This window comes from Paenibacillus sp. PL91, assembly GCF_012935325.2.
GTDB lineage: Bacteria > Bacillota > Bacilli > Paenibacillales > Paenibacillaceae > Pristimantibacillus.
The window spans coordinates 51,340-72,102 of the sequence record NZ_JABBYG020000025.1; the positions used below are offsets into that span (position 1 = coordinate 51,340).

Here is a 20,763-nt window from a genome sequence, read left to right on the forward strand (position 1 = left end):
AATGGCACAAGCCGTTTACGCTTGTATAGCGCTCAGCAAACTGAAAGCCATTAGACGAACTGCGAAGAAAAGAGGTGCGTTGATGTTTAAATCATTAGGGAGAAAATGGAGTGAAAAGCTCGAATTCGGAATCTTCACCTTGCCGGTATTAATTTGTATCGCTGTCGCGTTTTACATTCCATTCGCCATGACCATTCGTTATTCCATGACGAAGTGGAACGGTATCTCGAAGCATCCGACGTTCGTCGGGCTTGATAATTTCAAGCAAATTTTTACGGGTGACACGAACTTTGCAAACTCTGCGTGGTTTACGATTAAATACGCTGTGCTGTACATCGTGCTTGTGAACGTGCTCGCGATTCTGCTTGCCGTCTTGCTCGACATGAAGCTCAAAACAACATCTTGGCTGCGAGCAGCCTTCTTTATTCCGTATATTTTAAGCTTGGTTATCGTCGGCTTCATTTGGAAATTCATCTTTATGCAAGGTTTTGAATCGCTAGCGAAGAGCACGGGCTGGGGCATATTCGACTTAAGCTGGCTCGGAGATCCGGGGCTCGCTTTCGTCTCTATCCTGCTCGTCTCCATCTGGCAGTCTATCGGCTTTTACTTGGTGATCTACATCGCAGGCCTGCAGTCGGTGCCGGATGACCTGAAGGAGGCGGCGACAGTAGACGGCGCTGGTCCGATAAGACGTTTCTTCAGCATAACATTGCCGCTGCTTGCGCCGTCCATTACCATTTCTGTATTTATGGCTTTAACGAACTCCATCAAAGTATTTGATGTGATTCTATCGCTGACTGGCGGCGGTCCTGGGGGCACGACCTACAGTATCGCATATGACATTTACAGAGATACGTTCCAGAACAATCTTTACGGCTACGGAACGGCGAAAGCGCTCATTTTGTTCGTGGCGGTATTGTTCGTAACGATCATTCAATTGACAATCTTCAAACGCAGGGAGGTTGAAGCCTGATGAGAACGCAAAGCAAAACAAGAGTGGGGCGTATTGCCCTTGAAGTCATCATGGTGCTCCTCTCGCTCGTCTTTCTATATCCGCTCTTCTTGGCGATTAACAACTCGTTCAAAAGCTTCGGCGAGGTAATGACTGACGTCGTGGCGCTGCCGAAGCAGCTCGTTTTCGAAAACTATTCCTACGTATGGTCGTTCATCAACTATCCGAAGCTGTTCCTGAACAACTTTATTATTACGACCGTAGGGCTGGCAGGAATTATACTCGTCTCCTCCATTGCCGCTTACAAACTGGCAAGAACGAAAACGCGTTGGAGCGCGCTGCTTTATATGGTCTGCATTATGCCAATGCTAATCCCGTTCCAATCGATCATGCTAACTGTACTGCAATTAGCTAAAAATTTAAATCTTTCCGAGAGCACTTGGGGACTTGGCATTCTTTACTGGGGGTTCGGCGCACCGCTTGCCGTCTTCATCTACCACGGCTTCGTGAAGGGCATTCCGAAGGAAATTGACGAAAGCGCGACGATTGACGGCGCTTCGGGCTTTAAGCTATTCTTTCTCGTCATCTTCCCGCTGCTGAAGTCGGTTACGACTACGATTGTCATCATTGATGTCATGTGGATTTGGAATGACTTCCTTCTCCCGCTGTTGATGGTAAACGGCTCTCCCGACACGAAGACGTTAACGCTTGCCGCTTATACCTTCGTCGGACAATACACCTCCGATTGGCAATATGCCATGACGGCTATGGTCATGGCGGTGCTGCCTTCGATTATCGTGTTCATTTTCTTGCAGAAATACATCGTCAAAGGCGTAGTTGCCGGTGCCGTAAAAGGCTAAGCAGCAAGGGTCATTATAAAACGAGGCTGCACCAAGTCATCGACTTCGGGCAGCCTCGCTTTCTATTTATTCGGATTTGCCCTTAACATGTCTAAAAATCAAAAAAACCGACCCTGCTTTGGGTCGGTAGTATGTGAAGCGTAGTATCTACGGGACGTTAGTTGCCTCGAATTTGGCTCCACATGGTCAACATATCGATCCAGCCCCGATGCTCGGCGATCTTGCCATCCACAACACGATATTGACGGTAAAGCGTGACATCAATCGTATTGCCCGTAGGCGCGGTTCCAAAGAACATGCCTTGATGTGTGCCTTTCACAGTCATTCTCACGAGCACCTTATCCCCTTGGCCGATGATCTCTTCCACGGTATAGCGTTTATCGGGAAATGCCTCCAAGATCGTTGCAGCGAATTTTTTCAATCCTTCCTTGGATTGGTAAGCGAGCTCTTGATAATCGTCAGACAGAAATCGATCCGCCGAGTCCAATTCACTCTGATTCCAAAATGTCTCGATAAATTGGTTTACCGTCTCTACATTGTTTTGTTCCATTGTTTTCATTCTCAAACATCTCCTTATGAGTTGATAATTTGGCTTTGACTTAACGACGAAATGTCGTTCTTCATCGGCGGTTATTAAGCCTGGATTTGAGGTAAAAGCGTGGCCGTATCGAACCAGCCGCGGTGTTCAGCGATGTTCCCGTCGATTACGCGAAATTCGCGGAACTGTGTTGCCTTCAAGGTTTTTCCTGTAGGCGCATTTCCTGCAAAATGGCCAGCATGCACAGCCGTCATGAAGATTCTAGCGATGACCTTCTCTCCTTGGGCCAGGATTTCATCCACGGTAAACCGCCGACCCGTAAATGCCTCCGCGATTTGCGGGGCAAAGAATTGATCGGTCTTCTCCAAAATGCTCTGATTCGTAATGTCCTCGATAAACGCAGTCACCGCTTCTACATTTTTTTGTTCCATCGTTTTCATACAAAACATCTCCTTTTTTATTGTTTGTTGAAACCAGTTATACTTTGGAAAACTTGATCCTTGAATCGCTCTTCTGCAAATTTCCATCAAAGCACGTTTGACTTGCTAACCAAGAACCTATCCAATGGCTGTCAGAATACTACTGTTCATTCATTATCAAGACGAACATTCCCCTTACAACACGTTACCATTTGGTAACATGATGGTGATAAAAAAAAGCCTTATGCTGTTAGTTTGCTGCCGCAGCCGTTGCTGTAAGCTTACGGGTCAGATCCACGAAACTGTTGACCGCATCTCGAACTCGGTCTCTCATTCCCTCATCTAACGGAGCGCCGTCGTGACCGAATGCGTTCGATCCATCTCCGATCGAAATCCACTCCGAACAGTTGATTCCGTGCAAATTACGTACGATAGTCTGCAAATGCGACAGCGAGCTAACTCCGAGCGGACCGCCTGCGGAGCTTACGGAAAGCACTGCCTTGCCCGCAACCTGGCTTCCGGTAATATAGTCCAAGGCGTTTTTAAGCGCTCCTGATACGGAGCCATGATATTCCGGGGTAGCGAGGATCAGACCGTCCCCATCTGCAATTGCTTCCAATACACGCTTAACATGGGGATGAAAATCCCAGTTATCAGGTGAAAAAAGCTGCAGCTGCAGCTCCGATAAATCAATGAATTGGACCGATATTTTCTGTGCTTCTAAAAGACTTTCAATGTACCGGAGAAGGTTCGTACTGCTTGCGTTTGCGCGATTACTACCTGCGATCAAGGTTGCTCTCATCTTCAACATCACCTTTCATTTTCAAATGGTTGTGGGTAGGGATATGCATGTCGCCGGCTGACAAACAGATCCGTATGTGATATTATGTGACCATAAGGTCACTTGTTATATATTCATAATATGTTACCTTATAGTAACGTGTCAAGCGGTTCAAACCATTTTTTTCAGATCGGCAAGAAGGAGGTGTTTTGATTGGAAAATGACATATTTAAAGCACTCGCAGATCCGAACCGCCGTAAACTTTTGGATCTGCTTCACGCCTCAAACGGGCGGACGCTGAATGATCTCTGCGCACCGCTCGACATGTCCCGATTCGGCGTCATGAAGCATTTAAATATATTGAAGGAAGCCGGGCTCATTACCACGAGAAAAGCAGGCCGTGAAAAGTTTCATTATTTGAATGCGGTGCCCATACGTCAAATTTATGAGAGATGGGTGAGCAAATACGCCGAACCATGGGTGATCGGATTGACATCTCTTCAAAACGAATTGGAGGTTGAAACGAATATGGGAAACAAACCCTGTCATGTTAATCGGATAGCGATTAAAGCAACGCCTGAACTAGTGTGGCAAGCTCTCACGGATCCGGCCAAGACGTCGAAGTTTTGGTTCAATTGCGCCATCCGATCCACCTGGGAAATCGATGCGCCATTTGAGCTATGGAACGGAGAGGAGAAGAAGGCAGAAGGGATCATACTCGATATGGATCCTCCAAAAAGACTCATGATGAGCTGGCGTTTTATTTTGTTTCCGGGTACGGAGAGTGACGCCCCGTCGCGCATAACGTGGGAGATCAGCCCGCATGCCGAACTTCATGGCGTGACCCTCGTAACTGTGATACATGATGAATTCGAACAGGCGATAAGCACCGCAAAAATTCTTGAAAACGGGTTGCCGATTGTACTTTCAGGTATGAAGACGTTGCTTGAAACCGGGGAGATGCTCGCTAGCAACTAAAAATCCGGCAATCTTCAAGGGCGGAGTTTTTCGTTTATGGAGATGGGGGTGGGACCTGAATGAATGGGAGGTCAAATTATTCCGCTATGGAATAGACTGCCACTGTGGCTATTTCCTGATATTCGTTGAACTGTCGGGAACGTTAGTTTAACGAATAGGCTGCAATTGGTACATTTATTACCCATAAAATGAGCTCTCCAGAAGCGGAGGATACATTTTTATCCATGTGTGTGCAGGTGGTGTCAGCTACGCTGGTAGTACCCCTAGGAGAAACCTGTATCCATCATACAATCCCCCCCATCCCTTTTTTGAGCTTTCTTGACTAGAAGTATATCACTTATCATTATTGAAAACTGCCCGTGCGCTTTACTCATTCGGGAATGGGATCAAGTTCTTGACTTCCGACAATTGCTATCTGCAAAACAAAAACTCCGCGCTTAGCGCGGAGTTTAATCCATGTATGTTCTAGTCCTTCGACATAGATAATATATACTAATCATCTATTCCCTTTCCATTGAGAATATGCGCGATATATTTTTCAACCCTTGACTCTCGAGTTTTGGATTGCTTGGGAGTAGAAAAATGCAGAATGTATGCTCTTTGCCGTCCCGGCGTCAATGCTTCAAAAGCCGTTTTTAAGTCGGGGATTTCAACGAATTTATTTTCTAATTCTTCAGGTATGATGTATTCCGTATTCTTTTTATAGTTCACTTGCAAACCGGCTTTCTCAACTTCAATGGCTTCATCAATATATGATTTCAAGATAAGTTGCAATTCATCTATATCTTGAACATTGGTGAACCGGATCTGGCGCGCTGCCTGAACATTCTCCGTTTGTTGGATTAGGATCCCATGGGGATCTTTTAACAACGCGCCTTTGTGAAACAGAAGCGCGCAGTAATCCTTAAAACCATGAATCAAAACGATGTTTTTATTGTCAAACGTGTAACAAGGATGCATCCACTTAAAATCCTCGTTCACCCCGCAGTCAAGAACGATATCTCTCAACAGCTCGAATTCTTCCTTCCACTTCTTAAGCTTGTTAAAATAGGGATCAATCTTAGGATTCCTTTCACCTTTTGTCATCAAGGTACCTCCTTCTGCTTTTTGTTTTAACTTGCTCGATTGCGGTCCGATAAATCAAAAGCCCATGGTTTCACGGGCTTCATACGGCCCCTGTTCTTGTTCAAGCGACACTTCTATGATCTATAAGGGATGCGGCACTCCGTATGCATTCACGAGTACCAGAGCGGCTGCAATCAAAGCAATGATTAAGGACGGCATCGCTTGTCCGGAAGGATGCTTGATTCTCAAATGTAAGAGGCATGCTACCAGCATCGTGATGCCAATCCAAATGCCCGCCCATGTGGCTGCTGCCAGATGCCCGTATCCGATAACAAGTCCGACTGCCCCGGCTAGTTGAATGAGCCCCGTAACTACCCGGAACCCTTGCGGCAGCTTAAGCGAATCGAACATTTCAACAAAATTTTTGGCGCCAGCCAGCATGCTTCCGCCGGCAAAAGTCATTGTGACGAGCAGAAAACTTTGTAAAATAACAGAAAGGATAAGCATAAGGCTCTCCTCCTTTTACAATTAGGACAATACCTTTTCAAGCTCGCCGCACCATTTGCTCCAGCCATACTTAGCTCCATTGAGTGCATGAGCATTTGAAATTCCGGTTTGTTCGAGATGAAGGTTAACCTTTCCGTCCCTTAAATCCTGCAGCGTCCAGGTAACCGTGTGCTTCTCACCGCTCGCCCAAGTATAGGACAACCGGTGTGGTTCCTCCACGATAAGTACTTCGCCTTCAATAATTCCATTCTAATATTCGGTCGGTTGAGTGCGAAACTGAAAACGGTGCCCCACGACGGGTTTAAAATCATTATCCATCGCCTGACCGGTGTGGATGTTAGCCACCCACTTGGCAAGCTTGCTTGAATCAGTTAAGGCGGACCAAAGCTTCTCGATCGATGTCGTGTATTGAAAATCCAAAGATAATGTTAAACTCATTCTTCTTCCTCCTCTAATAGTTGCTCTAGGCGCAACATATTCGTACTCCAGAACTTACTGTAGAAAGCCACCCAATCTTGAATTTCTCTGAGTGGAGAAGTGTTTAGCTTAAATCGCGTTTCTCTGCCGACTTTTCGGTCATGGACCAGTCCGGCCTCTTTGAGGATTGTCAAATGCTTGGATACCGCTGTACGGCCCATTTGAAACTGTGCCGTTAATTCATGAAGCGGTATCTCCTCCGCCTCTGCTAACAGACGAATTAGTCGGCGCCTAGTTGGATCTGCAATGGCGTCAAACACATCCCGCTTCTCGTTGTTCTCGCTCACTGCAATCCCTCCAATTTTCTATAGTAGAAATCCATGGTGATACGAAGGGACGGCCGTTAGTTTCACCGCCTCCCTAAAGTTTGCGGCTCTCGGACGTAGCGCCCACGAAGCGATATTTAGTGCAGCATATGAAAGCGGAAGGATAATATTAAACCCGTAATCACCATAATCGTTAGCAAAAGCATGAGATAAAGCCGCACCAGTCATTAAAAAGAAGATACCAGCGTGGACCCATTCTTTAAGCCGAGGAAAACCTGGCACGACGAGAGCGATGGCTCCAAGCACCTTCCAAATCCCGAGAATGGTCAAGACGTATAATGGGTAACCAACTTATTCAGATTCCAAACTTTCCAAATGACTAAATCCTAATTGGACACCATTTAGTGACACTTTGATTATAGGACACCATTTGGTGTTATGTCAAGGACATTTAAATCAACATGTTAAAAAGCCTCCTAGATAACTGCCCCTTATTCAATAACAAAGCAGCTGATCATTTTGACCGGCTGCTGTATTGTCTTGTTCAACTAACGTGTCCCGTTAGCTTAATAAATGAGCAGACTGCTATTTGTATTTCTATTTAGTGTCATATACTAAGTAACACCATTTTAAAAATACAAGTTAAAAAAACACACAACCGGCCCCTACGTTAGTAAAATGCGATGCTCCCAGGTTAATGAATACTATTATAAATGCTTTTAAATTCTTGAACAAAATCAATCGGCAGCATAGGGTCATCAGAAGCGGCTGCTCGTTGAAGCTCTTTTAACCAGTTCATTGATTCTTCATCCAAATTTGACACATCGTTTGCTTGATGAAAATAAATATACAGCAATGCATGACGAAGTTTAATAGAATCTTGTAAATATACTATTTCTTCTTCTTGGATTGTATTTTCCTTCAGATATCCTTTCATAAAATGGCGGAAAAACAATTTATAATATTCCGTTTTATTTTCAAATTCCTTAAACGGATAAGAAAGTGCATAATACAATGTAATCCCAATATCGTTTACGAAATACGTATAACCGCAATCATCAAAATCGAACAAATAAATGTCTCCGTTATGCAGATAAAAATTACTTTGATGAAAATCAGTATGAGTCAAACCGTATGTATCTTTGGACTTGGGTAGAGAAGTAAGTTTTGTTAATCTTTCTTTTAAAATTGAAATCATCACATCATCAGGTCGCAGGTATTTCTCCGCCTTTAATTGAACTTCTTGGTCCCAGGCTTGTCGTTTATACGCCGGATTACTCCATTCATAGCCCTTTGTGGCATGATGGATTTTCCCCAGAAATTCGCCCCATTTTTCGTAAAGCGATTCATTCCAATCTTCATCCGACACTTCTTTTCCAAGAGACATTTCGTATGAAATGGCTAGGAACGAACCATTTTCTGCAGCAATTTCTTCAACCATATTACCCCTGGTCGATGGAACAGCATTTGAAACTGCCAGTCCTTTATTCGACAAAAAATTTAAAAATTCAATTTCACCCCGTATATTGTTTCTTGATCTTCTAATTGTATGTGAGATTTTTAATATGAAAAATGCATTGTTTTTCTGGTATTCATAAACAAAGCTTTCATAACCGCCCAATAAACGAACGGTGTCATTATTAATGTCATATCGCTTTATTGCTTCGGTAAGGATCTCTTCAGTGAATTGCTCTTTAATTTCTCGTATCATTTTCTATATCTTCTTTCATTCATAAGTTAAGTAATTGCATAATTTTTCCAATTTAAAATTTCGGCGACCACCTGACGGAAGGCCTCCTGCTGACCGCTTTCCAGGTAATTGTCCAGCAGCGCACTCTCTCAGAAGCACATCCTCACACAAATAACAGTGTATTCGTATTAATTCCACATTTTGTTAAACTATCCTGCCCGTTAGCTTAACAAAGAAAAGGAGCAGCTGCCGTAGCAAACTGCTCATTGTTTGTTCAACTATCGTACCCGTTAGCGTAATCAGCCAAATGCTACGAAGCGTGAATGCGGTGTTATGCCAAGGCACCCTTCGAGCATATTTCCAGAATTCATTTATCCTCTCTTTAAAAGGTTACAATCACTTTTCCTTCGGAGTGACCAGTAGAAACTTTAATTAAAGCCTTGTTAATGTCATCAAAATTATAAACTGAATCTATAGCGGGCTTAATATCTTCATCCTCAACTAGTTTCGTCAGTTCTTGTAATTGCCTGCCATTGGCGGACACGAATAAGAAGCGATATTCTTTATTCTGTTTAGCTGCTAATCGATCTAAACGAGCACCTACTAAACCAAACAATAGCTTTTTCCATAGTGGAAAATTATTTTCAGCAGCAAAGCGGTAATTGGGTACAGCTTTCAATGATACCAATTTCCCTAGGGGTTTGAGAATAGCAAGTTCCGTTTTAATTTCTTTTGTACCCAATGTATCAATAACATAATCGATATTAGAGAGCAAATCAAAATAATTTTCCTCTTTATAGTTAATGAATTGATCAGCGCCGATGGACAGTGTGCGTGATCTCCCTCTTTCACTGCCGCTCGTAATCACATATAACCCCATCGATTTGGCAATCGGGATTGCCATCGTACCAAAGCCGCCGGTTCCTCCAGGAATAAATAGCTTTTTATCGGGCTGAACATGAAGTACATCATGCAAGGCTTGATATGCAGTCAAAGCCGTGAGGGGTACCGCGGCGGCCTCAATAAAAGAAAGATTTTTAGGCATAACGGAAATCGCATCCTCATGAACTGCCGCATAATCAGCAAAAGCTCCGATTTTATTTATTGGTAGCCTCGTATAAACGGGATCTCCAACCTTGAATTTCACAGCATCTTTTCCAACAGCCTCAATAACGCCGGATAGTTCGTTTCCTAAAGTTAAAGGGAAATCATAATCGGCAATCATGCGAATACTACCATTTAAAATAAGGATGTCTAAGGGATTTACACCTGCAGCTTTAACTTTGATAAGAACCTCATGGTTATTGATTTCCGGTATTTTTATATTGTTTATTTCTACTTGGATTTCTTTTGAATACTTTTTCATTTGTGCAGCTTTCAATTCTTCATCTTCTCCTTTTCTCATTTATCTTAATTTCACATTCGTTTATTGGAAAAATTGATGGCGTACTTTAACTTGTACGCCATCATAAAGCAATATCCATATTATTCTTTACTGTTGTTGAGATTGAAGTTCTCTCATCGTAGGGTAATCTGTGTAACCCTCGTTTCCGTTACCAGCGTACAATGTTTTACGATCTGCTTCATTCAAAGGAAAGCCTTCTTTAAGACGTTCAACTAAGTCCGGATTAGCTAATGACCATACCCCGACTGGCGCCATATCAGCAAGGCCATTATCAATATCTACACTAAGATATTCTAGAGCCCGTCCAGCTCTATTGACTAATAATGGATTTGGCCAGATGTTGCGAATTTCACGGAGCAGTGTTTCGTTCCCTAAATGCATAACATGGAGGTAAGCTAAATTATATTGAGCTAATTCTTTTACAAGGTGAAGATAAACTTCAGGAGCGTGTTCGCCCTCATCAATTCCGTTAAGAGGTGTTCCCGGTGAAATACGGAAGCCTGTTCGTTCTGCTCCAATTTCTTCAACGATTGCTTTCGTTACTTCAATTGCAAAGCGAGCACGGTTCTCTATTGATCCACCGTATTTATCCGATCGTGTATTAGAATTCTCCCCAATAAATTGATTAATCAGATAACCATTTGCTCCATGAATTTCAACACCGTCAGCTCCTGCTTTAATTGCTGCCGCTGCTGCTTTCCGGAAGTCTGCAATTGTCGTCTGGATATCTTCTTCACTTAACTCTCTTGGAACGGGTATTTCCTGCATCCCTTTAGCCGTAAACATTTCAACACCGGGTGCGATCGCAGATGGTGCAACGGGTTGACGATGATGTGGTGTATTGTCGGGGTGCGAAACACGACCGACATGCATTAATTGGATAAATATAAATCCACCTGCTTCATGTACCGCATCCGTAACCTTTTTCCAACCTTCAATATGCTTTTCCGTATAGATGCCCGGTGACCTTAAGTAACCTTGACCATCATCAGAAGGTTGTGTGCCTTCAGTAATAATTAAACCCATCGATGCTCTTTGAGCATAATAATGGGAAGTTAGCTCTCCCGGCGTACCATCCTCTTGCGCTCTACTACGTGTCATTGGTGCCATCGCTAACCGATGGGGTAATTCCAGGTTGCCAATTTTCGTTTTGCTCCACAGTTTTTCCATTTTTAAAACCCCTCTTTGAATTGAGTTTATTTTATTAACTCCAATGTTTCTTTCGATTATCGCTCCACTTTAGCCTGTGCGGATCTGACCGCATTTGTCATGAGCTTGCGAGGCAGCAACCGCGGCAAGAACGCCATGAACTTGTTGCGCCCTCCTGTTATGATTAATGTCTTGCCCCGCAAGAATTCGCGATATCCTATGTCAGTAACCTGCCCAACCTCCATGACGCCGCTTCTAAACAGCTTTGAGGTGGCTAGCCCAGCACGATCGACAAAGCCAGTCGCTGTCGCTCCCGGACAGAGTGCGGACACAGTCACGCCTGTGCCGCGCAGCTCATTCTCCAAAGCCTCAGTGAACGATAGTACGTACGCTTTTGTCGCGTAGTAAACTGCCATCAGTGGTCCAGGAAAAAAAGCCACCAACGAAGCCACATTCAGCACGCCCCCTTGGTGCCTTTTGACCATATCCGGTAAGAACACCTTCGTCATTACAGTCAGAGCCTTGATATTAATGTCGATCATATTCATCTCTTGCTCCAGCTGTGTCTCCAAGAATTCCCCGTACAAGCCGAAGCCCGCATTATTAACAAGAAAGTCGACGGTGATCCCTTTTTCTTTAAGCTCCCTGTAGATTTCCTCTGCCACGCCAGGAAACGCAACATCTTTGGCGATGTATGTCGTTTGGACACGGTACTTTTTCCGATATTCCCTCGCGAGATCCACGAGCTTGTCCTCGCTGCGTGCGACCAGCACCAAGTCGTATCCGTCTTTGGCGAAACGATCCGCCAGCTCTTTTCCAATTCCGCCCGACGCTCCGGTAATTAGTACAGTTTTGCTCATCATTTAAGCTTTGGGTAAATAGCAGCTACACCGCCAGCGAGAGCACGCTGGAGTTGACGGCTCGGTTCATCAGCTAGAATTTCAAAGCTATCGGACTCTATTCCATCAATTGCAATTTTTGCAATATCAGCAGGGTTGGACTTCGGAGCTTCAACGCCTGATGTCATGTCTGTATCCATAAAGCCCACATGCAAGCCAGCTACTCTCACATTTTGAGGATACAGATTTAAGCGCAACTCGTTCGTCATTGCCCACGCAGCCGCCTTTGCAGCCGAATAAGCGCCTTCACTCCCGCCACTACTGAACCATGATAATGCGGAAAGGATATTCAGTATGGATCCCCCACCATTATTAATAAGAATAGGTGCGAAATTGCGAATCATGGATAATGTGCCAAAGAAGTGCGTATTAAATTCCAACTGTATTTGATCGAGATCACCGTCAAGCAAAGTAGCTCCTGTAGCCGAGCCTGCATTGTTGATCAGAAGCGTAACATCTTGAGCGGCCATAGCAGCTGCCGCTACCTCTTGAGGGTTCGTAATATCAAGCTTTACAGGAATTGCACCGGGAATGTCAATGGACTGCGGATTTCTGGCTCCGGCATACACCTTAGCTCCTCTGGATAGAAGTTCAAGGGCGAGATGGCGACCAAAACCTCGGTTCGCGCCAGTGACAAATGCAACTTGTTGAGAAATATTCATTTTTATGTGCTCCTTTTATTGTATTTTGTTTATGAAATTGTTTTTGTGAAGCTATTCGGTCTGCGTTTTGATACGTAGTAGATTCGGTAAGCGAGTATTGCTCGATATTCGCCCCTTATTGAGAACGATCATTCCCAATGTCGCAAAAAAAACTGCGTGCCTTATCCTTTTGTTTTTGTGTGTTGTGGTTGTTTGTTATTTCAACTGCGCTGATAAACTTCATTGTAAAGCAAAGCTTTAGAGCTTCTTTGTGCGATTATTTTTGAGAATGTTCATTCTAAAATAGGCATATAATAAATCGATCTGAAAGAGCATGGATTAGCAGAAGGGAGACTTTTCACATCTGAACTGACTACACTCATTCTTCCAAAAGTTTCATCGAAATATTAGTAATACGGTGAAGCTTTTCTTTGGAAGTCGAGGTTCTTGCCATTACCCTTAACCCAATCCATACATTATGCAGGTATTCCGCCAATTCCTCAGCACTGTATGTGGAGGTGAATTCACCTTCACGCTGTCCCCAAAGAATAATCTCCTTGAGCAATTGCTCTGCTGTCGTGAATGCTTTCGTGGCCTTGCTGTCCACCTCAACGTCACGCGCCGCCAATTCTACGGCCGAATTCACCATTAAGCAGCCGGCTGGCGAGTCCTCATCCCCGTCGATCATGAAGCTAAAAATAAACTGTAATGCCTCCGATGCGGTCTTGGATCGTTTAACCTCTCCTGCAAGCGCCGCGCTGATTTTGTCGTTAAACCGCTCCATCGCTTTCAGGAACAGACTATGCTTATCTCCAAAAGTATCATACAAGCTTCTTCGATGAATACCCATATGCTCAACCAACTCGGTCATGGACGTTTTCTCGTACCCCTGCTCCCAAAAGAGCCGCATTGCCTTATCCAAGACCTCTTTCTCTTCAAACTCCTTGCTTCTCGCCATTCCCATCTCCCTCCCTCAATTAATATAACATATTGAGAACGATCAGTAAAGAATCGTTATATGACATAATATTTCCACTGAATTGGTTTTCCTATAATTCCACATATTGGAACTATTCTGCCCGTTAGCGTAACGACGAAAGGCTGCCATGCGGCAGCCTTTTGGTATTCAACTATCGTTACCCGTTAGTTCAATGGCGTCAGTACTTTATTGGATCCAGCAGCCCCTCCGACGACTGGACGAAAAACAACGATAGCCGTGACTCGGCTACCGTTTCTGCGTGTTAATTTTATTCACTTGAGATTGTTATATTCTTCATCGGTTACGCTTCAAAGAACAAACGCGGTATATCGTCTGATCGACTGCCACCATGTTGTTATGGAACTTACATTCTCTATTAGAATAAGTATAATCGAGTATCCACTAGTATCACCTATAATCCAGTGTTATTACCAATCAATTGGTTTGCCGTCCCTGAAGAACCCAACAAGAGGTCCTTCCGATTCCATCGTCGCCAACTGGAGAATCAATTCAGCAGCACGGTTCGTAGTTCTTGGAGCAGAGGGCCCCCCCATATCCGAACTTACCCAGCCTGGATCGACTGCAAAAATTTTTATATCTCCTCTGGCTTCGGCTGCTGTCATTCGGGTCATTGCATTCATTGCTAGTTTGGAGATCTTATACGCACCTGCTCCTTCGGAAGACATGGCACTCATCGCTCCATATTCCGAGGAAACATTGATAATCCTTCCGTATCCTCGCTTTTCCATAAGTGGAATAAAAGAAATCCAATCGGCCAATGGTCTTTGTGACGGTCATTGCTGCTTGACGGACGCTGTCTTGATCTGTGACATCCATGACAACGGAAGAAACATCCAATCCGGACTTGGCAAGTTGTTTCGCTATTTCATAACTCTTCCTTGGATCCCTGCTTGTCAATATGACCTTGTACTCCATTGAAGCTAATTGTTTGACAAGCTCATACCCGATTCCCCGATTTGCACCTGTAACAAGAGCTACCTGCTTATTTTGCATTATTAAAATACCTCCAATCGGCCGTTATTGAGATTCTTGGATAAATTGCTGCGATGCTAAATATCAGGAACAAGATTCCCCCAAGCACGACGTATTGTGTACTTATTCCTGATATAAAAAGTCCGCATACACTAGCACCAATTGTTGTTCCCAGATTGGCAGATGTCAGAAATATTCCATTAGCGAATTCAGGAGCTTCTGGCGCAGCAGATACAATCCAATATTGAGTAATGTTTCCTCCTATACCGCCCAATACTCCCCAAACCAAAATAATAAAGGCCATTGGCACGCTGAACTGTCCCAGGATAAAAAGCAAGATGTAAACTACTCCCAATGCAAATGGATAATACTTTATCATTCTTAATGCATGATTTGTAAGCAGCTTCCCTGCGAGCATATTGCCAACAATATTGGCCGCACCGTATAGGAATAACATCAAACTGATTGTGTTCCAATTATAATGGGTCACGGTTTTCAGATACTCGGCAAGGTAACTGTATACTCCGAATACAGCTCCGTTCATGAAGACCACAGCGGCAATGGAAAGCCAGATCGTAGATCTTCTTAATACACGCAATTGAGTGCCATAAGAGGGCTTATTAGCAACGGGCATAGATGGTACGAACAGTAGTGTCGCGATGAATGCGACTGTATTTATGGCAGCAAAGAACAACATCGCATAAGCAAGCGAAGTAGCGGTGGCAATCATACTTGAGACCGGTACGCCAAGCACCATTCCTGCAGACACGCCAATGAATACTTTGGAAACTGCCTTCGAAGCTTCATCTTTGCTGACGGACGCAGCTGCGACGGTAAATGCCAATGAACAATAAATAGGATGAAAAAAAGCTGGTACAACACGTGCAATCATTAAGACGGTAAAGTCTGATGTGATGGCAGAAACGAAGTTGCCCACAATAAAAATGCCAAGCACAAGCAGCATGACCTTCTTGCGGTTCATACCCGAAAACAATGAAGGCAAAATTGGGCCAGAGACGGCAACCGCAAGCGCAAAGAGACTCACGATCAACCCTGCGGTGGAGATGCTGACATGGAAGTGGTCCGCAATCAAAGGCAGGATTCCGATAACTCCCATCTCGGTATTTAAGATACCGAATACACCAAAGGTCAATATATAGACAAGCAAATTATTTCGTTCAATCCTCATAAGCCATAGCCGATGAGAGATCGCGGTAGGCATTTATCTGAGCTTGGAGTTCGACAATCTTTTGCTCTGCAATACCAATCGCGTCGGAGCCTGCGATGAAGCGTTGCGGCGGTTTCGCCTCGCTTGCGATTATGAGAAGTGCCTTCGCGAGCTTGATCGGATCACCGGACTGTTTCCCGTTTTGTGCATTGAAAAATGACATGTAATTATCTCTGCGGTCCTTATAGTCGTCGAGCGAATGCTTGGCGTAAGTCGACGTCGCCTCCGTAAGGAATTCCGTTCGGAAAAATCCTGGATTGATAATGGTCGTATGAATACCAAATGGTGCTACCTCAGGTGACAACGACTCCATCCAGCCCTCAAGCGCGAATTTCGATGCACAATAGGCGGAATTAAACTCGAATCCGGAAATGCCGGCACCGGAAGAAATCGAGATGATATGACCGGAACGCTGCTTGCGCATGACAGGCAACACCTCTCGGGTAACGTTCATGGGGCCAATCAAAGCCACTTGTAGCTGTTCTTCGATTAGGTCTGGGGTCAATTCCTCAAAGAAGCCACCAAAGAATTGTGCGGCATTATTAACCAGCACATCGATAATTCCGAACCGATCGATTGCCGCGTTGACTGCCGACTGTGCTTCGGCAGGGCGGGTAACATCCAATTGTACGATCAATACATTCTCGGATTCACCGATTGCCTTGGCCACCACGTCTATATTACGACCGGTAGCCACAACCTTGTGTCCGGCGTTCAAAGCAGCTTTTGCGATTATTTTGCCCATACCTCGGCCAGCTCCCGTGATAAACCAGACCTTCTTTGTATCCATATTTTTATTCCCCCCGCTTTTTTAAATATAATGTTTATCAAAAATGCTGTTTGTATTTATTTTAGACATGCTTATCTCACATAACAAATACTTATATCTTATATCGAGATATGCTTGAAAAGCATTTCTTAAACATGTATTGTAAAACCAAAAGGAGAAGTGTAAATGGAAGTTAGAGTATTGCGTTATTTTCTTACAGTTGCAAGAGAAGGGAGCATTACGGCAGCTGCTGATTTTTTACATCTTACACAACCAACCTTATCAAGACAATTAAAGGATCTTGAACAAGCGTTAGGAAAAAAACTATTTATTCGCAGTAGTCATAATATCATTCTTACAGATGAAGGAATGCTCTTAAGAAAGAGAGCTGAAGAAATCGTTGACTTGGTGGATAAATTAGAGGCAGAGTTTAGATACATGGAAGAAACAGTTAGTGGTGATGTCTATATAGGCGGCGGGGAAACAGACGCCATGAAACAAATTGCACGGGTAGTAAAAGAATTACAATTAAGTTATCCAAATATACGGTATCATCTCTACAGCGGAAACGAAGATGATGTAACTGAGCGGCTAAATAAGGGACTGCTTGACTTTGGTATACTAATTCAACCAGCTGATATATCGAAATACAATTACATAGATATCCCCGCTAAGGATGTTTGGGGCGTTGTTATGAGGAAAGACAGTTCTCTTGCTTGCAAAGATGTCATTCATCCAGCAGATTTAATCAATGTTCCACTAATTTGCTCAAGACAGGCTATGAAGCAGACATTTTCAAAAAATGAGTTTGCGGATTGGTTTGGTGACGATTTCGATAAATTAAATGTCGTGGCTACATACAATCTGGCCTATAATGCTTCAATTATGGTTGAAGAAGGCATTGGTTTTGCAATAACGCTAGATAAAATCGTAAATACGTCTAGTGATAGTAACCTTTGTTTTAGACCCTTAGAACCTAGACTTGTATCCGGCTTAAATATGGTTTGGAAAAAGCATCAAGTCTTTTCGGCTGCAACCAAAATTTTTTTAAAACAGATTCAGGACATATTTGGCCCATTATCAGGAATCAAACTCCCCTGAATTATCTCGCGGGCAGTAGGCCGAGCAACTTAGTGTTTACCATCACCGACTTCCAAAGTATCCTGCCCGTTAGCTTAATGACGCAGCCGATCATTGTGGTCGGCTGCTTCCGTGTTTTTATTGAACTATCGTTCTCCGTTAGTTCAACGATGTGTTGATGATTGACATTGAAACTTATTTTTTTCTACAGATATAGAGCAGTTGTGAAATGGTTGCACCTAATATGAAGGGGTCTTTACCTGACTTATTTCCCATTTAAAGAAATAGGTCCCAATATTAAGTTTCCGATTCACATTTTCTGAGTAAAAATTGCTCTAATCTACTTTCAGAATTTCCCAATCTGGAACTTTAATCATCTAGAAGATAATTGATTGTGTAGAAGCTCTCACTGACTATAATCTAATTATCTCATTTGGCTTTTTAAAGAAAATTATTTAGCCTTCATTCCAATCCGTCGTATTTTCCTTGATACTTTAACATCGAAAGTACTCTCTTTATACATACTGCGCCATTTCTCAGCCGTTTTGATTTGTTGATTCCAATAACGCGGCTTTCTTGCGCGTACATATTCACCGAATCCGAATATATCAGAACCTTTTACTTGCGTTTTTTTAATCATTTTCATATAAAATTTTACGGCCGACTCTTCCTGTATCTGTTCGATTTCTTTTAAAAGTTTAGGATTATTAATGTCTATTTTCTCGCTAAGTTTTTCCTCCACATCAAATTCCATGGACAGTTTCACTGTAAAATGAGGAATATTGTTCTTAATCTGAACATCAATTTTTGATTTGCGCTGCGTGGCATTCGTCATTACCATTTCTGATGATCCGCCCAATTGGATGAATCTCCGATAACCCGCCGGACTCACCCCTTTTATACCCAGATACCCAGCAATTTCAAACGGTTTCGTTGCACCAACCATTTGATCGCCAACGAAATAAGCGAGGCCTTTTATTTCGACATTTTGTTCTTTCTTCATTTCCACATAGGGCAAAAACCCTTCCTGTCCTTTTTTGGACTCATTACTCCAAAAAATACCGATATAATCTTTTGGAAACTTTCCTAATCGAATACCTTCATCTAGCGTTGTCATCAAATAAAGAGTAGGTACCCTTTGCAGCTTCGGAGCAGCTTTCATGAACTTAAGAGCGTTCCCTTTCGAAACCATCAACCAGGCCATTCTACGTAATTCCGGATTACGTCGAAAATAATCATTTATATTCTCAAGTCCTTTCTTTGCTACAGCTTCAGACACAATGATGACGCGCAAATGTCCAAAAAAGAGTCTGCTAGAGACCTGTTGTTGCAAATTCATGATCGCATCATCGATACTGTGTCCAACTACTTCAATGACCCATACGGTTTGACTCTCTGAGCCCTTACCACCTCCGCTTTCACCAGGTCCGAGTGGAATTCTTCCAGGCAGGGCGATTTGTACGGCAACGCGTATCATCCCTTTTTGCGGTGCAGGAATTGATTCGTGGACATGAGAAACCTCATCCTCCTCTTGTTCAGCTTTTTCTGTGTCTGCTGTGTCAATGGATACTCCCAATACAACGGCTCGCTCTTCAATCTCTAACCGATCCCAGCAGCCAGTCAGAAAGGGAATCACAATGGAGATGCAGCACATTATTTTAATGAATTTGATCCACGCTCTTTTCCTCAACATGATTACCTCTCTCTTTGCAGGGGATGAAACCGCCTGCATTAAACCTGGATAGCCGATTGTGAAGTATAAACAGAAGCATCCGACACTTCAATCATTTTATAATATTTTAGTATGCCCACGAAGCTGCTATAATGGAGCCAGGAAATCTGCCGGATAATGCTCGAAAAATTGTAACCGGCTACCGGTGATTTTTATTGATTCCTTTAATTTACATATCCACACCGAACCTCGTCATATGATGATATTCCCTTAGCTATAATTGGAATATTTATTACTCTTCAGTTTCTACAACATACTGAGAAATTAATCATCAAGGATCGTTACCTAACAACTTCTGAAAACCTTACCATTTCGATTTGCGTTGTCTGTAGCACAGGGTATAGTCTCGCTATTCGTAAAGGCAAATTAGTCTATATCATGGGCTGATCGACTCGATTCTCGATTATTAAGGTATTAAAAACCGAAAAACCAGACCTCTTAAAGGACTGGTCTGCAACATCGTTTATTTAACTTATACTGCCCGTTAGCGTAATGAAGCAGCCGATCATTGTAGTCGGCTGCTTCCGTGTTAATACTGAACTATCGTTTCCCGTTAGTTTAATCATCCTACCTGTATTGAGCATTTTTATCGATTAAACAACGTCTCTTGAATTCAATGCATAATAGCTTCATTGGCTCTTCGAACTATAAATGGTTTCATAAAGTCACCAAACTCAGGCAGAAATACCTTGCCCTCTGGGCAAAGGACATGCCCCCGTCCACCAGTACCAACCGTGAAAGTGAAATGTTCATTTAATTTCGTTGTTAAAGCTACTTGAAATGGCCCTCCTTTTGGCATAGGTCCGTAATACGGTTCTATGTCTTCCTTTCTTGCCTTTCGTAATATTGTAAGAAGTGACTCAATCTCATTCCTAGTGAGCATCCAACGAAATCTAGGACCCCATATTACATGTGCGGATTGGATTTCATTTGCAGTTAATTTAAACACTCGCATATCAGAATTACTAGAGGAGGCATTCGATGGAGATGAATCAGCAAAAGCAGTGAAAGCACTAACCAGAAGCCAGATAACCAACATCACGTGCATTTTTCTTTTCATTATTCCACCTCATTGTTTTTTAGCTAGTTTCCCCGAAATGAGGAAAATCATTACACTATTCTGCCCGTAAAATATGTTCAAGAAAAATAAAGTATTAGACTGGATGTGTTGGTCCCACGCGGCTTTTCGAATTACAAAACCGTCAGATTTCGTAAAATAAGTATTAGACTCACCCCAATAATAGAAACAGCGGCAGTCATGGACGAGAAAATAAAGTCTGATATGCTCCCCATACGGTAGACAGGTGAAATAATAAAAAGCCTGCTATTGTGAGGGGAGCTTTTTCATGTCTAAA

General features: G+C 43.2%; 20 protein-coding genes and 3 pseudogenes. 4 read left to right on the forward strand and 19 right to left on the reverse strand.

What is annotated here, in order from left to right:
• The first annotated feature begins 82 nt into the window (after positions 1–82).
• Both HI950_RS31670 and HI950_RS31675 read left to right on the forward strand, forming a co-directional pair.
• On the forward strand, positions 83–973 hold the full coding sequence (locus tag HI950_RS31670; protein ID WP_169090468.1) for a carbohydrate ABC transporter permease: 891 nt from the start codon (positions 83–85) through the stop codon (positions 971–973).
• Positions 973–1,812, forward strand: a complete 840-nt coding sequence (locus HI950_RS31675; RefSeq protein ID WP_169090466.1) for a carbohydrate ABC transporter permease — start codon at positions 973–975, stop codon at positions 1,810–1,812. The genes HI950_RS31670 and HI950_RS31675 overlap by 1 nt, the downstream gene beginning before the upstream one ends.
• 157 nt (positions 1,813–1,969) lie before the next feature.
• Here HI950_RS31675 and HI950_RS31680 read toward each other — a convergent pair whose 3' ends face one another.
• From HI950_RS31680 to HI950_RS31690, 3 genes are all read right to left on the reverse strand, one after another.
• Positions 1,970–2,371: an ester cyclase gene (locus tag HI950_RS31680; RefSeq protein WP_169090464.1), complete on the reverse strand. Its 402-nt coding sequence runs from the start codon at positions 2,369–2,371 to the stop codon at positions 1,970–1,972.
• A gap of 74 nt (positions 2,372–2,445) precedes the next feature.
• The gene (locus HI950_RS31685) at positions 2,446–2,790 is read right to left on the reverse strand and encodes an ester cyclase (protein WP_169090462.1); all 345 of its coding nucleotides are present in this window, start codon (positions 2,788–2,790) and stop codon (positions 2,446–2,448) included.
• Between the two features lie 229 nt (positions 2,791–3,019).
• Entirely contained in the window at positions 3,020–3,580 is a 561-nt protein-coding gene (locus tag HI950_RS31690; protein WP_411268176.1) for an NADPH-dependent FMN reductase, read from the reverse strand.
• Positions 3,581–3,763: 183 nt separating this feature from the next.
• Here HI950_RS31690 and HI950_RS31695 point away from each other — a divergent pair, with 183 nt between their 5' ends.
• Positions 3,764–4,528: an ArsR/SmtB family transcription factor gene (locus HI950_RS31695; protein ID WP_169090458.1), complete on the forward strand. Its 765-nt coding sequence runs from the start codon at positions 3,764–3,766 to the stop codon at positions 4,526–4,528.
• Positions 4,529–5,020: 492 nt separating this feature from the next.
• Here HI950_RS31695 and HI950_RS31700 read toward each other — a convergent pair whose 3' ends face one another.
• The 14 genes and pseudogenes from HI950_RS31700 to HI950_RS31765 form a co-directional block, all read right to left on the reverse strand.
• Positions 5,021–5,614 (reverse strand): YdeI/OmpD-associated family protein, encoded by a 594-nt coding sequence (locus tag HI950_RS31700; RefSeq protein WP_169090455.1) that lies wholly within the window; start codon positions 5,612–5,614, stop codon positions 5,021–5,023.
• A gap of 120 nt (positions 5,615–5,734) precedes the next feature.
• A complete protein-coding gene (locus HI950_RS31705; RefSeq protein ID WP_169090453.1) occupies positions 5,735–6,100 on the reverse strand; it encodes a DoxX family protein in 366 nt (121 codons plus the stop codon).
• Positions 6,101–6,121: 21 nt separating this feature from the next.
• A pseudogene (locus HI950_RS31710) lies at positions 6,122–6,538 on the reverse strand (SRPBCC family protein).
• Positions 6,535–6,864: an ArsR/SmtB family transcription factor gene (locus tag HI950_RS31715; RefSeq protein ID WP_169090451.1), complete on the reverse strand. Its 330-nt coding sequence runs from the start codon at positions 6,862–6,864 to the stop codon at positions 6,535–6,537. The pseudogene HI950_RS31710 and the gene HI950_RS31715 overlap by 4 nt, the downstream one beginning before the upstream one ends.
• Positions 6,865–6,882: 18 nt before the next feature.
• Positions 6,883–7,194: pseudogene (locus tag HI950_RS31720) on the reverse strand (DoxX family protein); the annotation flags it as partial.
• A gap of 343 nt (positions 7,195–7,537) precedes the next feature.
• Entirely contained in the window at positions 7,538–8,554 is a 1,017-nt protein-coding gene (locus HI950_RS31725) for a phosphotransferase enzyme family protein (RefSeq protein WP_169090449.1), read from the reverse strand.
• A 361-nt stretch (positions 8,555–8,915) separates the two neighbouring features.
• Complete coding sequence (locus HI950_RS31730; protein ID WP_169090447.1) at positions 8,916–9,914, reverse strand: NADP-dependent oxidoreductase; 999 nt, start codon at positions 9,912–9,914, stop codon at positions 8,916–8,918.
• Between the two features lie 111 nt (positions 9,915–10,025).
• On the reverse strand, positions 10,026–11,108 hold the full coding sequence (locus HI950_RS31735; RefSeq protein ID WP_169090446.1) for an alkene reductase: 1,083 nt from the start codon (positions 11,106–11,108) through the stop codon (positions 10,026–10,028).
• 56 nt (positions 11,109–11,164) lie between these two features.
• Complete coding sequence (locus tag HI950_RS31740; protein WP_169090444.1) at positions 11,165–11,950, reverse strand: SDR family NAD(P)-dependent oxidoreductase; 786 nt, start codon at positions 11,948–11,950, stop codon at positions 11,165–11,167.
• A complete protein-coding gene (locus HI950_RS31745; protein WP_169090442.1) occupies positions 11,947–12,648 on the reverse strand; it encodes an SDR family oxidoreductase in 702 nt (233 codons plus the stop codon). Before HI950_RS31745 ends, HI950_RS31740 begins: the two co-directional genes overlap by 4 nt.
• Positions 12,649–13,006: 358 nt before the next feature.
• On the reverse strand, positions 13,007–13,585 hold the full coding sequence (locus HI950_RS31750) for a TetR/AcrR family transcriptional regulator (protein WP_169090440.1): 579 nt from the start codon (positions 13,583–13,585) through the stop codon (positions 13,007–13,009).
• 449 nt (positions 13,586–14,034) lie between these two features.
• A pseudogene (locus tag HI950_RS31755) lies at positions 14,035–14,620 on the reverse strand (SDR family NAD(P)-dependent oxidoreductase).
• Positions 14,610–15,788, reverse strand: coding sequence for an MFS transporter (locus HI950_RS31760; RefSeq protein ID WP_169090438.1), 1,179 nt, complete (start codon positions 15,786–15,788; stop codon positions 14,610–14,612). The pseudogene HI950_RS31755 and the gene HI950_RS31760 overlap by 11 nt, the downstream one beginning before the upstream one ends.
• A complete protein-coding gene (locus HI950_RS31765; protein WP_169090436.1) occupies positions 15,778–16,617 on the reverse strand; it encodes an SDR family NAD(P)-dependent oxidoreductase in 840 nt (279 codons plus the stop codon). The genes HI950_RS31760 and HI950_RS31765 overlap by 11 nt, the downstream gene beginning before the upstream one ends.
• Positions 16,618–16,782: 165 nt before the next feature.
• Between HI950_RS31765 and HI950_RS31770 the strand changes: the two genes are divergently transcribed.
• Positions 16,783–17,697, forward strand: a complete 915-nt coding sequence (locus HI950_RS31770) for a LysR family transcriptional regulator (protein WP_169090434.1) — start codon at positions 16,783–16,785, stop codon at positions 17,695–17,697.
• Between the two features lie 430 nt (positions 17,698–18,127).
• Here HI950_RS31770 and HI950_RS31775 read toward each other — a convergent pair whose 3' ends face one another.
• Both HI950_RS31775 and HI950_RS31780 read right to left on the reverse strand, forming a co-directional pair.
• Positions 18,128–19,369 carry a Ger(x)C family spore germination protein gene (locus HI950_RS31775; RefSeq protein ID WP_169090432.1) on the reverse strand — a complete coding sequence of 414 codons (1,242 nt, stop codon included), beginning with the start codon at positions 19,367–19,369 and terminating at the stop codon, positions 18,128–18,130.
• 652 nt (positions 19,370–20,021) lie between these two features.
• The gene (locus HI950_RS31780) at positions 20,022–20,468 is read right to left on the reverse strand and encodes a hypothetical protein (protein ID WP_169090430.1); all 447 of its coding nucleotides are present in this window, start codon (positions 20,466–20,468) and stop codon (positions 20,022–20,024) included.
• Positions 20,469–20,763 lie beyond the last annotated feature (295 nt).

What these genes read in the sequence shown, in the direction of transcription:
- HI950_RS31760 (WP_169090438.1), bottom strand. Translation starts at nt 15,788, where the DNA reads ATGAGGATTGAACGAAATAATTTGCTTGTCTATATATTGACCTTTGGT.
- HI950_RS31770 (WP_169090434.1), top strand. Translation starts at nt 16,783, where the DNA reads ATGGAAGTTAGAGTATTGCGTTATTTTCTTACAGTTGCAAGAGAAGGG.
- HI950_RS31670 (WP_169090468.1), top strand. Translation starts at nt 83, where the DNA reads ATGTTTAAATCATTAGGGAGAAAATGGAGTGAAAAGCTCGAATTCGGA.
- HI950_RS31685 (WP_169090462.1), bottom strand. Translation starts at nt 2,790, where the DNA reads ATGAAAACGATGGAACAAAAAAATGTAGAAGCGGTGACTGCGTTTATC.
- HI950_RS31780 (WP_169090430.1), bottom strand. Translation starts at nt 20,468, where the DNA reads ATGAAAAGAAAAATGCACGTGATGTTGGTTATCTGGCTTCTGGTTAGT.
- HI950_RS31700 (WP_169090455.1), bottom strand. Translation starts at nt 5,614, where the DNA reads ATGACAAAAGGTGAAAGGAATCCTAAGATTGATCCCTATTTTAACAAG.
- HI950_RS31775 (WP_169090432.1), bottom strand. Translation starts at nt 19,369, where the DNA reads ATGTTGAGGAAAAGAGCGTGGATCAAATTCATTAAAATAATGTGCTGC.
- HI950_RS31680 (WP_169090464.1), bottom strand. Translation starts at nt 2,371, where the DNA reads ATGAAAACAATGGAACAAAACAATGTAGAGACGGTAAACCAATTTATC.
- HI950_RS31705 (WP_169090453.1), bottom strand. Translation starts at nt 6,100, where the DNA reads ATGCTTATCCTTTCTGTTATTTTACAAAGTTTTCTGCTCGTCACAATG.
- HI950_RS31765 (WP_169090436.1), bottom strand. Translation starts at nt 16,617, where the DNA reads ATGGATACAAAGAAGGTCTGGTTTATCACGGGAGCTGGCCGAGGTATG.
- HI950_RS31725 (WP_169090449.1), bottom strand. Translation starts at nt 8,554, where the DNA reads ATGATACGAGAAATTAAAGAGCAATTCACTGAAGAGATCCTTACCGAA.
- HI950_RS31675 (WP_169090466.1), top strand. Translation starts at nt 973, where the DNA reads ATGAGAACGCAAAGCAAAACAAGAGTGGGGCGTATTGCCCTTGAAGTC.
- HI950_RS31740 (WP_169090444.1), bottom strand. Translation starts at nt 11,950, where the DNA reads ATGATGAGCAAAACTGTACTAATTACCGGAGCGTCGGGCGGAATTGGA.
- HI950_RS31690 (WP_411268176.1), bottom strand. Translation starts at nt 3,580, where the DNA reads ATGTTGAAGATGAGAGCAACCTTGATCGCAGGTAGTAATCGCGCAAAC.
- HI950_RS31735 (WP_169090446.1), bottom strand. Translation starts at nt 11,108, where the DNA reads ATGGAAAAACTGTGGAGCAAAACGAAAATTGGCAACCTGGAATTACCC.
- HI950_RS31745 (WP_169090442.1), bottom strand. Translation starts at nt 12,648, where the DNA reads ATGAATATTTCTCAACAAGTTGCATTTGTCACTGGCGCGAACCGAGGT.
- HI950_RS31750 (WP_169090440.1), bottom strand. Translation starts at nt 13,585, where the DNA reads ATGGCGAGAAGCAAGGAGTTTGAAGAGAAAGAGGTCTTGGATAAGGCA.